This window comes from Streptomyces griseorubiginosus, from assembly GCF_001514195.1.
In the GTDB taxonomy this organism is placed as follows: domain Bacteria; phylum Actinomycetota; class Actinomycetes; order Streptomycetales; family Streptomycetaceae; genus Streptomyces; species Streptomyces griseorubiginosus.
Window position 1 is genome coordinate 1202538 of record NZ_KQ948735.1, and the last position, 12784, is coordinate 1215321.

A 12784-nucleotide genomic window follows, 5' to 3' on the forward strand; every position below is an offset into this window, starting at 1 on the left:
TGAGTGACAGCACCGGCGTTTGCGTATCCGTGAGGCGCCCTTGACTGGATCATGAAGTGTCATGAGCCTGGCATCTGTTCGCCGCTGTGGCGGACCACCGCAAGGGGGGCTCATGAGACGTAGAGCGAGACCGATCCTCGCTGTTGGCGCACTCCTCCTCGGCGGCGCGGGCCTCGTGCCCGTCGCCCAGGCCGCGGAGAGCGCCGCTTCTCCTGATCCGAACGAAGTCAAGGTCTTCCGGGCCGAGGTGACCAGCGCGCAGGTACCCCTGCTGCTGGCGGCCGGCCAGGACGGCCACGAACTGAGCGAGCAGGTGCCCGCGAAGGGCACCGCGACCGTCGAGGTCTACCTCACCGACCAGGAGGCGGAGAAGCTCGAGAAGAAGGGTGTCGAGCTCACCGAGCACACCCTGACCGCCAAGGCCGAGGCGCGGGTCGAGAAGGCCGCCGAGGGCGTGTTCCGGCCGTACAGCGGCAGCGGCGGGCTCAAGGAGGAACTCCTCGCCACGGCCCGGGCCAATCCCGCCCTCACCAAGGTCGTCTCCATCGGCAAGACCGTGAACGGCCAGGACATCCTCGCGCTCAAGCTGACCAAGGACGCGAAGAAGTCCAAGGACGGCGCCAAGCCCTCCGTCCTCTACATGTCCAACCAGCACGCGCGCGAGTGGATCACGCCGGAGATGACCCGGCGGCTGCTGCACTACTACGTGGACGGCTACCGGACCGACAAGCGGCTGAAGAAGATCGTCGACTCCACCGAGCTGTGGTTCGTCCTGTCGGCCAACCCCGACGGCTACGACTACACCTTCCAGAGCCCCGACAACCGGCTGTGGCGCAAGAACCTGCACGACAACAACGGCGACGGCGTCATCGGCGTCGGCGACGGTGTCGACCTCAACCGCAACTTCTCCTACAAGTGGGGCTACGACAACGAGGGTTCGTCGCCCAACCCCACCAGTGAGACCTACCGCGGCACGGCCCCGGGCTCCGAGCCCGAGACCAAGGCGCTGGACGCCTTCGAGAAGCGGATCGGCTTCACCTACGGCATCAACTACCACTCCGCCGCCGAGCTCCTCCTCTACGGGGTCGGCTGGCAGGTGGCCACCGACACGCCCGACGACATCATGTACAAGGCGCTCGCCGGCACCCCGGACAACTCGGCGATCCCCGGCTACCGTCCGCAGGTCTCCTCGGAGCTGTACACCACCAACGGCGAGGCGGACGGCCACGCGTCGAACGTCAACGGCCTGGCCATGTTCACCCCCGAGATGTCGACCTGCCAGACCGCCTCGGACCTCGACCCCAACGACCAGTGGAACGCGGCCGACTGCCAGTCGGTGTTCAACTTCCCGGACGACGAGAAGCTGATCCAGCAGGAGTTCCAGAAGAACATCCCGTTCGCGCTCTCCGTCGCCGAGTCGGCCGCCAAGCCGGACCAGCCGAAGTCCTCGCTCGGCCTCAAGGCCGCCGACTTCACCCCGAAGCCGTTCACCACGTCCTACGCGCGCGGCGCCGACCAGGAGGTCTCCGTCACCGTCCGCAGGTCCGTGCGCGACAAGGAGCTCAAGTACCGCGTCAACGGCGGCCGTACGCACGACCGGGACCTCAGGGCCTGGAAGGGCGGCGAGACCTACGGCGGCGAGGACAACCTCTACTTCGACGAGTACCGGGCCAAGGTCGAGGACGCCAGGCCGGGCGACAAGGTCGAGGTCTGGTTCACCGGCCGCGACAGGAGCGGGAAGTCCACCTCCAGCACGCACTTCACGTACACGGTCGCGCAGCGGCCCCGCGCGGACGTGCTCGTGGTCGCCGAGGAGGGCGCGACCGCCACACAGGCGCGGACGTACGTCGACGCGCTCAAGGCGGCCGGCCGTCAGGCGATCGTCTGGAACGTCGGCACCCAGGGCGCGCCCGACGCGCTCGGCGTACTGGACCACTTCAGGTCGGTCGTGCACTACACGGGCGCGACCGTCCCGGGCAACGCCACCCAGCTCCAGCTGCGCGCGTTCCTCAACGAGGGCGGCAAGCTGATCGAGGCGGGCGAGCGGGCAGGCGGCAGCGTCGACCTGGGCGGCGGCACGCTGTCCAACGACTTCAGCCAGTACTACCTGGGCGCCTACACCCGTACGACCCTGCCGAACGCCACCGCCTTCCAGGGCACCGGCAAGCTCGCCGGAGCCTCCGGGACCCTCGGCGCCGCGCCCGGCAACCCGCTGGACGCGGCCGGCTCCTTCAGCGTCACCTCGGACAACCTGCCGGCGGCGACCTTCCCGCAGTTCGCGAGCGCGGGAGCGGGCAGCTACCCCGGCACGCCCAACCCGTACGGACCGTACGAGGGCTCGTCCATGGCGGCCGTCACGCACAGCGACTACGCCTGGAACCGTCTGACCCGCACCGTCGACCTCACCCAGGTGACCGCCGCGCAGGCGCCCACGCTGCGCACCCGGATGCTGTGGGACACCGAGGAGGGCTACGACCACGCCGTCCTGGAGGCGCACACCGCCGGGGCCGACGACTGGACCACCCTCCCCGAGAAGAACGGCGCCACCAGCACCGCGGTGCCCGCCGAGTGCGAGGCCGGCTTCTTCATCGCGGCCCACCCCGCGCTCAAGCGGTACCTGACGCAGACCGCCGCCGGCTGCACCCCCACCGGCACCAGCGGCCAGTGGAACAGCCTCACCGGGGCCTCGGCCGGCTGGCAGGAGGTCTCCTTCGACCTCTCCGCCTACGCGGGCAAGAAGGTCGAGGTGTCCTTCAGCTACATCACCGACCCCGGCTCCGGCGGTCGCGGTGTGCTGCTCGACAACACCTCCGTGGTCGTCGGCGGGCAGGCCGTCGAGACCGAGGGCTTCGAGACCTCGCTCGGCGCCTGGAGCGTGCCCGGACCGCCCGCGGGCAGCCCCGCGGTCGTCAAGGACTGGGGCCGGACCGGAGAGCTGTTCAAGACGTACGGCGCGGTCACCACGGACGACACGGTGTTGCTGGGCTTCGGCCTGGAGCACGTCACCGCGGCGGCCGACCGCACGGCCCTGATCCGCAAGGCACTCGCCGCCGTCGGCGGGTGAACCCGTGGTGACCCGGTGTAGTCGTTCCGGGTGACCGGAGTTCTCGATCCGGGGCGGTCCGTACCCCTACTGGCGGGTACGGACCGCCTGCCCTTTTATGCGGCATCTCGATGTCACCCCGAAAGCCTCAGGGAGGTAGGGTCGGGGGTGGTCGGGGACATCCCATACAGCTCGCCGGTCTCGAAACCGGCGTACCAACGAGGAGATCGGTTCGTGACGATCCGCGTAGGCATCAACGGCTTTGGCCGCATCGGTCGTAACTACTTCCGCGCGCTGCTGGAGCAGGGTGCTGACATCGAGATCGTGGCTGTCAACGACCTGGGTGACACCGCGACCACCGCGCACCTGCTGAAGTACGACACCATCCTGGGCCGGCTCAAGGCCGAGGTGTCGCACACCGCCGACACGATCACCGTCGACGGTCACACCATCAAGGTGCTGTCCGAGCGCAACCCGGCCGACATTCCGTGGGGCGAGCTGGGCGTCGACATCGTCGTCGAGTCCACCGGCATCTTCACGAAGAAGGCCGACGCCGAGAAGCACATCGCCGGCGGCGCCAAGAAGGTCCTCATCTCGGCTCCGGCCAAGGACGAGGACATCACCATCGTGATGGGCGTCAACGAGAACAAGTACGACGCGGCCAACCACCACGTCATCTCCAACGCCTCCTGCACCACCAACTGTGTGGCGCCGATGGCCAAGGTCCTCGACGAGAACTTCGGCATCGTCAAGGGTCTGATGACCACGGTCCACGCGTACACGAACGACCAGCGCATCCTGGACTTCCCGCACTCCGACCTGCGCCGCGCCCGCGCCGCCGCGGAGAACATCATCCCGACCACCACGGGTGCCGCCAAGGCCACCGCGCTGGTCCTCCCGCAGCTCAAGGGCAAGCTCGACGGCATCGCGATGCGCGTCCCGGTCCCCACCGGTTCCGCCACCGACCTGGTCGTGGAGCTGGAGCGCGAGGTCACCAAGGACGAGGTCAACGCCGCGTTCAAGAAGGCGTCCGAGGGCGAGCTCCAGGGCTACCTGTCGTACACGGAGGACCCGATCGTGTCCTCCGACATCGTCAGCGACCCGTCGTCCTGCACCTTCGACTCCTCCCTGACCATGGTCCAGGAGGGCAAGTCCGTGAAGATCCTCGGCTGGTACGACAACGAGTGGGGTTACTCCAACCGCCTCGTCGACCTCACGGTCTTCGTCGGCAACCAGCTCTGATCCACAGAGCAGGCACCTCGATGTGAGAGCAGGGCCCGGGCCGCGCAGGGACGCGCCGCCCGGGCCCTGACTCACGTGCAGAACCGCCCTCGTACGATCAGAGCACCCTCACCAGGAGTTCCCTCATGAAGACGATCGACGAACTCATCGCCGACGGCGTGGACGGCAAGCGGGTCTTCGTCCGCGCCGACCTCAACGTGCCGCTCGCCGACGGCCTCATCACCGACGACGGCCGCATCCGTGCCGTCCTGCCCACCGTCAAGGCCCTCGTGGACGCGGGCGCCAAGGTGGTCGTGGCCTCGCACCTCGGCCGCCCCAAGGGCGCGCCGGACCCGGCCTTCTCGCTGCTTCCCGCCGCCGAGCGGCTCGGCGAACTCCTGGGCGCCCCCGTGGCCTTCGCCCAGGACACCGTCGGCCCCGCCGCGCACGATGCCGTGAACGGCCTCCAGCCCGGCCAGGTCGCCGTGATCGAGAACCTGCGCTTCAACGCGGGCGAGACCTCCAAGGACGACACCGAGCGCGGCGAGTTCGCGGACCAGCTGGCCGCCCTCGCGGACGTCTACGTCGGCGACGGCTTCGGCGCGGTGCACCGTAAGCACGCCTCGGTGTACGACCTGCCGGCCCGGCTGCCGCACTACGCCGGCTACCTCATCGCCACCGAGGTCGGCGTCCTGAAGAAGCTCACCGACGACGTCAAGCGGCCCTACGTGGTCGTGCTCGGCGGCGCCAAGGTCTCCGACAAGCTCGCCGTCATCGACGAGCTGCTCGGCAAGGCCGACCGCATCCTCATCGGCGGCGGCATGGCCTTCACCTTCCTCAAGGCCAAGGGCCACGAGGTCGGCGCCTCCCTGCTCCAGGAGGACCAGATCCCGGCGGTCCTGGAGTACATCGAGCGCGCCGAGAAGACCGGCGTCGAGCTGGTCCTGCCGGTCGACGCCGTGGTCGCCCCGGCCTTCCCGGACCTGAAGACCAAGGCCCCGGCCGACGCCACCACCGTCGCCGCGGACGCCATCCCGGCCGACCGGATGGGCCTGGACATCGGTCCGGCCTCCGGCAAGCTGTACGCCTCGAAGATCACCGACGCCGCCACCGTCTTCTGGAACGGCCCGATGGGCGTCTTCGAGCACCCCGAATTCGCCGAGGGCACCAAGGCGGTCGCCCAGGCCCTCCTCGACTCCCAGGCCTTCACGGTCGTCGGCGGTGGCGACTCCGCCGCGGCCGTCCGCATCCTGGGCTTCGACGAGAACGCGTTCGGACACATCTCGACCGGTGGCGGCGCCTCCCTCGAATACCTCGAGGGCAAGACGCTCCCCGGCCTCGCCGCACTGGAGGACTGACCCCGCATGACCACTCGCACGCCGATCATGGCGGGTAACTGGAAGATGAACCTCAACCACCTCGAGGCCATCGCGCACGTCCAGAAGCTCGCCTTCGCCCTCGCGGACAAGGACTACGAGGCCGTCGAGGTCGCCGTCCTGCCGCCCTTCACCGACCTGCGCTCCGTGCAGACCCTGGTCGACGGCGACAAGCTCAAGATCAAGTACGGCGCCCAGGACCTCTCGGCGCACGACTCCGGCGCCTACACCGGCGAGATCTCCGGCTCGATGCTGGCCAAGCTGAAGTGCACGTACGTGGCGATCGGCCACTCCGAGCGCCGCCAGTACCACGCCGAGACCGACGAGATCGTCAACGCCAAGGTCAAGGCCGCCTACAAGCACGGCCTCACCCCGATCCTGTGCGTCGGCGAGGAGCTGGAGGTCCGCGAGGCGGGCAACCACGTCTCGCACACCCTCGCCCAGGTCGAGGGCGGTCTGAAGGACCTCCCGGCCGAGCAGGCCGAGTCCGTCGTCATCGCCTACGAGCCCGTCTGGGCCATCGGCACCGGCAAGGTCTGCGGCGCCGAGGACGCCCAGGAGGTCTGCGCCGCCATCCGCGGCAAGATCGCCGAGCTGTACACCCAGGAACTGGCCGACCAGGTCCGCATCCAGTACGGCGGCTCCGTCAAGGCCGGCAACGTCGCGGAGATCATGGCGCAGGCCGACATCGACGGCGCCCTGGTCGGCGGTGCCTCCCTGGACGCCGATGAGTTCGTCAAGATCGTGCGCTTCCGGGACCAGTGAGTAGGCCGTAGCGGCGATCCGTCGTACTCTTGCGGGGGCATGGCCCTGACGGCCGTGCCCCCGTCGTTCATCCGAATCCGAGAGAGTTGGTCCAGCCGTGGTTTTGGGGTTCTCGATCGCCCTGATCGTCTTCAGCGGGCTGCTGATGCTGCTGGTGCTGATGCACAAGGGGAAGGGCGGCGGCCTCTCCGACATGTTCGGTGGCGGCATGCAGTCGTCCGTCGGTGGCTCCTCGGTCGCCGAGCGCAACCTCGACCGCATCACCGTGGTGATCGGTCTGCTGTGGTTCGCGTGCATCATCGTGCTCGGTCTGCTCATGAAGACGAACAGCTGAGCGGCCAGGCCACACACAGCACGTACATTCCGCACGTAAGGCCCCACGTTCGGTACGCGCACCTGAGCGCGGCCTATCATGGGGCTTGCGTCTAGGTGTGGGGGCTGTAACTCCAACCACTGGACGCGCGTTGGGCCTTACGTAGACTGAGGCGCTCGCAACGAAGCGACAACGCCGACTCGCTTCGCGGCACCATCACGCAGGGAGTTACGACCGTGGCAAGTGGCAACGCGATCCGAGGTAGCCGGGTCGGGGCGGGGCCGATGGGCGAGGCCGAGCGGGGCGAGTCCGCGCCCCGGCTGCGCATCTCCTTCTGGTGCTCCAACGGGCATGAGACGCAGCCCAGCTTCGCCAGCGACGCGCAGGTCCCCGAAACCTGGGACTGCCCGCGCTGCGGCTTCCCCGCAGGACAGGACCGGGACAACCCGCCGGACCCGCCGCGCACCGAGCCGTACAAGACGCACCTCGCGTACGTACGGGAGCGGCGCAGCGACGCGGACGGCGAGGCGATCCTCGCCGAGGCGCTCGCCAAGCTGCGGGGCGAGATCTAGGAGTCGAGTGCCGGCCGGACACCGAGGGGGGTCTGGCCGGAGGTGTTTCACGGCTTGAGCTGTTCTCCAGCTCGGCCTGTCCGTTCCGCAGCTCGGCCTGTCCGTTGCTTTCGCCGTCTCGCTGATACCCGCGCTCCTCGCGCACGTATCTGTGGGTGCGGTCGGCGCCGCAGTCGTCACGGCTCGCGTCCCGCGTCGATCAACCAGGTTGGCACAGCTGGGACAGGCACGAAAGAAGGCTGAAGTCGGACATGAACGCAGACGGCCGTAGCAGGCTCAACCGGACGCCCGAGTGGACCGCGCTGACCGAGCACCGCGAGGCGCTCGGCGAGGTGCGGCTCAGGGAACTGTTCGCCGCCGACCCGGGGCGCGGCACCGGGTACACCCTGCGGGTCGGGGACCTGTACGTCGACTTCTCCAAGCACCTGGTCACCGACGAGACCCTGCGGCTGCTGCGCGAACTCGCTTCCGCCACCGACGTGTTCGGCCTGCGGGACGCCATGTTCCGCGGTGAGCGGATCAACACCACCGAGGACCGGGCGGTCCTGCACACCGCGCTGCGGGCCCCGCGCGACGCGGTGATCGAGGTCGACGGCGAGAACGTCGTGCCCCGTGTGCACGCGGTGCTGGACAAGATGAGCGACTTCGCGCACCGGGTCCGCTCCGGCGAGTGGACCGGCCACACCGGCAAGCGGATCAAGAACGTCGTCAACATCGGCATCGGCGGCTCCGACCTCGGCCCCGCGATGGCCTACGAGGTGCTGCGGGCCTTCACCGACCGCGACCTCACCGTCCGCTTCGTGTCCAACGTCGACGGCGCCGACCTGCACGAGGCGACCCGTGACCTGGACGCGGCCGAGACGCTGTTCGTCATCGCCTCCAAGACCTTCACCACCATCGAGACGATCACCAACGCCACCTCGGCCCGGTCCTGGCTGCTCGGCGAGCTGAAGGCGGGGCAGGAGGCCGTCGCGCAGCACTTCGTGGCGCTGTCGACCAACGCCCGGAAGGTGTCGGACTTCGGCATCGACCCGGACAACATGTTCGAGTTCTGGGACTGGGTCGGTGGCCGCTACTCCTACGACTCGGCGATCGGCCTGTCGCTGATGATCGCCATCGGCCCGGACCGCTTCCGGGAGATGCTCGACGGCTTCCGGCTCGTCGACGAGCACTTCCGGACCGCCCCCGCAGAGACCAACGTCCCGCTGCTCCTCGGGCTGCTGGGCATCTGGTACGGCAACTTCCATGACGCCCAGTCGCACGCGGTGTTGCCGTACAGCCACTATCTGTCCAAGTTCACGGCGTACTTGCAGCAGCTGGACATGGAGTCCAACGGCAAGTACGTGGGCCGGGACGGGCAGCCCGTCGAATGGCAGACCGGCCCGGTGGTGTGGGGCACGCCTGGTACCAACGGGCAGCACGCCTACTACCAGTTGATCCACCAGGGCACGAAGCTCATCCCGGCCGACTTCATCGGCTTCGCGCGCCCCGTGGACGAGCTGAGCGACGAACTCGCCGCGCAGCACGACCTGTTGATGGCGAACTTCTTCGCCCAGACCCAGGCGCTGGCCTTCGGCAAGACGCCGGACGAGGTCCGTGCGGAGGGCGTGCCCGAGGAACTGGTCCCGCACAAGACGTTCCGGGGCAACCACCCGACCACGACGATCCTGGCCCGCGAGCTGACTCCGTCGGTCCTCGGCCAGCTCATCGCCCTGTACGAGCACAAGGTGTTCGTCCAGGGCGCGGTCTGGAACATCGACTCCTTCGACCAGTGGGGCGTCGAACTCGGCAAGGTCCTCGCCAAGCGGGTCGAACCGGCGCTCACGGAGGGCGCGAAGGTGCCGGGGCTTGACGCGTCGACCGAGGCGCTGGTGGCTGCGTACCGGGAGTTGCGGGGGCGGCAGTAGAACACCCCTGCGGGCGGATCGTCCGTGGCACTCGACTTGCCGGACGTCACAAGGACGCCGGGTCTCTCCTGAGAGAGACCCGGCGTCGACTGCAGTGCACAGGACCGGCGTTACGACAAAGCCGCCGGATACAGCGACCGGGGCAGCTGGGACGCCGCCGTCGAGTCCAGCAGCCACAGGGTGCGGGCCCGGCCGCGTGCTCCCGCCGCCGGGGCCTGGATCTCGCCCGCGCCGGACAGGGCGATCGCCGCGGCCTGCGCCTTGTCCTCGCCGGCCGCGAGCAGCCAGACCTCGCGGGCCGCGCGGATCGCCGGCAGGGTCAGCGTCACCCGCGTCGGCGGCGGCTTCGGGGCACCGTGCACCCCGACGACCGTGCGCTCGGTCTCCCGCACCGCGGGCAGCTCCGGGAACAGGGACGCCACATGCGTGTCCGGGCCGACGCCCAGCATCAGGACGTCGAAGGTGGGGACGGCGCCGTGGTTCTCCGGCCCGGCCGCACGGGCCAGCTCCTCGGCGTAGGAAGCCGCCGCGGCCTCGACGTCGTCGCCGTGCGGGCCGTCCGACGCGGGCATGGTGTGCACGCGCTTCGGGTCCAGCGGGACGGCGTCCAGCAGGGCCTCGCGGGCCTGCGTGTCGTTGCGCTCCGGGTCGCCCTCGGGCAGGAAGCGCTCGTCGCCCCACCACAGGTCGAGGCGGCCCCAGTCGACGGCGTCCCGGGCGGGCGCCGCGGCCAGGGCGGCCAGCAGGCCGTTGCCGTTGCGGCCGCCCGTGAGGACCACCGACGCCGAGCCCCGGGAGGCCTGCGCGTCCACGATCTTCGTGATCAGCCGGGCCGCGGCGGCCTGGGCCATCAGCTCCTTGTCGTGGTGCACGACCAGCTGCGGAGTGCTCACTTCGCCGCCTTCCCGGACAGGCCGGAGGGGACCGGCTTCAGCGCCGGCGGCTGCGCCGCTTCCGGTGCGGGAGCTTGTGCAGGAGCCTCGCCGTCGGCCGGTTCTCCTTTGGCCGACGGTCCCTCCGGGGCACCCTCGACGTCCGAGGCGGCCTCGACGTCCGGGGAAGTCTCCAGGGAAGCCGCAACCGGCTCCTCCGGCTGCTCCGGCTCCTTGGGCTTCTCCACCGTGTCCGCGTGCCCGTTCGACACGTTCAGCCGGTGCACCCCGAACCGCAGGGCGGACGCGTACGTGTCGTCCGGGTCCAGCCTGCGCAGCTCCTCCGCGATCAGCTCGGCCGTTTCCCGGCGCTTGAGCGCCACCGCACGGTCGGGCTGGCCGTCGATGGACAGCGTGGCCAGGGAGCCGTCGGCCCGGTCCAGGGTGATGGGACCGTGGCTGGTCTCCATGCGGACCGCGGTCAGCCCGGGCCCGGAGGACAGCGAACGCCGTACCGGCACGTCGAGACGGTCGGCGAGCCACATGGCGAGCAGCTCGCAGCTCGGGTTGTACTCCTCGCCCTCCACCTCGACGGCCTTGACCTCGACGCTGACCTGGTCCAGAGCCGCCGCCAGCATCGAGCGCCAGGGCGTGATCCGGGTCCAGGACAGGTCGGTGTCGCCGGGCTTGTAGGTCCCGGCGCGGGCCGTCAGCTCACGCACCGGCTGTTCGGAGGAGTAGGTGTCGGTGACCCGGCGCTGGGCGAGCGCGCCCAGCGGGTCCCCGGCCGGGTCGAGCGGGGCGTCCACCGGCCACCACACGACGACCGGCGCGTCCGGCAGCAGCAGCGGCAGGACGACCGACTGGGCGTGGTCGGCCACCTCGCCGTACAGACGCAGCACCACCGTCTCGCCGGTGCCCGCGTCCGCCCCGACCCGGACCTCGGCGTCGAGGCGGGACTGGGTGCGGTCACGGGGACTCCGCGACACCCGCTTGATGACCACCAGCGTGCGCGAGGGGTGCTCGCGGGACGCGTCGTTGGCGGCCTTCAGGGCGTCGTAGGCGTTCTCCTCGTCCGTCACGATGACGAGCGTGAGCACCATGCCGACGGCCGGCGTCCCTATGGCCCGACGGCCCTTGACCAGCGCCTTGTTGATCTTGCTGGCGGTGGTGTCCGTGAGGTCTGTCTTCATGGCCGGCGCCAGCTCCGTCCCTCTCGTGCGAGCATTTCGTCCGCCTCGACCGGGCCCCAGGTCCCCGAGGGGTACTGGGCGGGCCTGCCGTGCTTGTCCCAGTACTCCTCGATCGGGTCGAGGATCTTCCAGGACAGCTCGACCTCCTCCGTACGGGGGAAGAGGTTGGAGTCGCCGAGCAGCACGTCGAGGATCAGCCGCTCGTACGCCTCGGGCGAGGACTCCGTGAACGACTCGCCGTAGGCGAAGTCCATGGACACGTCCCGGATCTCCATCGAGGTGCCCGGCACCTTGGAGCCGAAGCGGACGGTGACGCCCTCGTCGGGCTGGACGCGGATGACGATCGCGTTGGAGCCGAGCTCCTCGGTGGCCGTCGTGTCGAAGGGGGAGTGCGGGGCCCGCTGGAAGACCACCGCGATCTCGGTGACCCGGCGGCCGAGCCGCTTGCCGGTGCGCAGGTAGAACGGCACCCCGGCCCAGCGGCGATTGTCGATCTCCACCTTGATGGCCGCGTAGGTGTCGGTCTTGGAGTTGGGGTCGATGCCCTCCTCCTGGAGGTAGCCGACCGCCTTCTCGCCGCCCTGCCAGCCCTCCGCGTACTGTCCGCGCACGGTGTCCCGGCCCAGGTCCTTCGGCAGCTTCACCGCACCGAGCACCTTGGTCTTCTCGGCGGCCAGCGCGTCCGCGTCGAAGGAGGCGGGCTCCTCCATGGCGGTCAGCGCCATCAGCTGGAGCAGGTGGTTCTGGATGACGTCACGGGCGGCGCCGATGCCGTCGTAGTACCCGGCCCGGCCGCCGATGCCGATGTCCTCGGCCATCGTGATCTGCACGTGGTCCACGAAGGACCGGTTCCAGATCGGCTCGAACATCGTGTTGGCGAAGCGCAGCGCCAGGATGTTCTGGACGGTCTCCTTGCCCAGGTAGTGGTCGATCCGGAAGACCTGGTCCGGGGCGAAGACCTCCTCGACGGTCGTGTTGAGGTCCTCGGCCGACTTCAGGTCGTGGCCGAAGGGCTTCTCGATGACCGCGCGCCGCCAGGAGCCGTTCGACTGGTCCGCCAGCCGGTGCTTCTTCAGCTGCTGGATGACCACGGGGAAGGCGGACGGCGGCACGGACAGGTAGAAGGCGAAGTTGCCGCCGGTGCCCTGCGCCTTGTCGAGTTCCTCGATGGTGTCGCGCAGCCGCTCGAACGACTCGTCGTCGTCGAAGGTGCCCTGGACGAAGCGCATCCCCTGGATGAGCTGCTGCCAGACCTCCTCGCGGAACGGCGTGCGGGCGTGCTCCTTGACGGCGTCGTGGACGACCTCGGCGAAGTCCTCGTGCTCCCAGTCCCGCCGGGCGAAGCCGACCAGCGAGAAGCCCGGCGGCAGCAGACCCCGGTTCGCGAGGTCGTACACGGCGGGCATGAGCTTCTTTCGTGACAAATCGCCCGTGACGCCGAAGATGACCAGGCCCGACGGCCCCGCGATACGCGGGAGCCGTCGGTCGGCGGGGTCACGCAGCGGATTGCTGCTCGACAAGA

General features: G+C 69.6%; 10 protein-coding genes. 7 read left to right on the top strand and 3 right to left on the bottom strand.

Features of this window, described 5'->3' with window-relative positions; translation table 11 throughout:
- The first annotated feature begins 112 nt into the window (after positions 1-112).
- The 7 genes from AQJ54_RS11765 (at position 113) to pgi (ending at position 9197) form a co-directional block, all read left to right on the top strand.
- Positions 113-3064 carry a M14 family metallopeptidase gene (locus AQJ54_RS11765; RefSeq protein WP_062236676.1) on the top strand — a complete coding sequence of 984 codons (2952 nt, stop codon included), beginning with the start codon at positions 113-115 and terminating at the stop codon, positions 3062-3064.
- A gap of 213 nt (positions 3065-3277) precedes the next feature.
- Positions 3278-4285, top strand: coding sequence for a type I glyceraldehyde-3-phosphate dehydrogenase (gene gap, locus AQJ54_RS11770; protein ID WP_030318674.1), 1008 nt, complete (start codon positions 3278-3280; stop codon positions 4283-4285).
- Positions 4286-4410: 125 nt separating this feature from the next.
- Positions 4411-5622 carry a phosphoglycerate kinase gene (locus AQJ54_RS11775; RefSeq protein ID WP_062024476.1) on the top strand — a complete coding sequence of 404 codons (1212 nt, stop codon included), beginning with the start codon at positions 4411-4413 and terminating at the stop codon, positions 5620-5622.
- Between the two features lie 6 nt (positions 5623-5628).
- The gene (gene tpiA / locus AQJ54_RS11780; protein ID WP_030318671.1) at positions 5629-6405 is read left to right on the top strand and encodes a triose-phosphate isomerase; all 777 of its coding nucleotides are present in this window, start codon (positions 5629-5631) and stop codon (positions 6403-6405) included.
- 103 nt (positions 6406-6508) lie between these two features.
- On the top strand, positions 6509-6739 hold the full coding sequence (gene secG, locus AQJ54_RS11785; protein WP_020137612.1) for a preprotein translocase subunit SecG: 231 nt from the start codon (positions 6509-6511) through the stop codon (positions 6737-6739).
- A gap of 215 nt (positions 6740-6954) precedes the next feature.
- Positions 6955-7290: an RNA polymerase-binding protein RbpA gene (locus AQJ54_RS11790; RefSeq protein WP_003976875.1), complete on the top strand. Its 336-nt coding sequence runs from the start codon at positions 6955-6957 to the stop codon at positions 7288-7290.
- A 251-nt stretch (positions 7291-7541) separates the two neighbouring features.
- Positions 7542-9197 (top strand): glucose-6-phosphate isomerase, encoded by a 1656-nt coding sequence (gene pgi, locus AQJ54_RS11795; protein ID WP_062236678.1) that lies wholly within the window; start codon positions 7542-7544, stop codon positions 9195-9197.
- Between the two features lie 110 nt (positions 9198-9307).
- Here the strand turns inward: pgi and pgl are convergent, their stop codons facing one another.
- Genes pgl through zwf form a run of 3 tightly spaced genes read right to left on the bottom strand, consistent with a single transcriptional unit; the run spans position 9308 to position 12782 of the window.
- Positions 9308-10090 (bottom strand): 6-phosphogluconolactonase, encoded by a 783-nt coding sequence (pgl, locus tag AQJ54_RS11800; protein WP_062236679.1) that lies wholly within the window; start codon positions 10088-10090, stop codon positions 9308-9310.
- On the bottom strand, positions 10087-11262 hold the full coding sequence (opcA, locus tag AQJ54_RS11805; RefSeq protein ID WP_062236681.1) for a glucose-6-phosphate dehydrogenase assembly protein OpcA: 1176 nt from the start codon (positions 11260-11262) through the stop codon (positions 10087-10089). The genes pgl and opcA overlap by 4 nt, the downstream gene beginning before the upstream one ends.
- Positions 11259-12782 carry a glucose-6-phosphate dehydrogenase gene (gene zwf / locus AQJ54_RS11810; RefSeq protein WP_030318659.1) on the bottom strand — a complete coding sequence of 508 codons (1524 nt, stop codon included), beginning with the start codon at positions 12780-12782 and terminating at the stop codon, positions 11259-11261. The genes opcA and zwf overlap by 4 nt, the downstream gene beginning before the upstream one ends.
- Positions 12783-12784 lie beyond the last annotated feature (2 nt).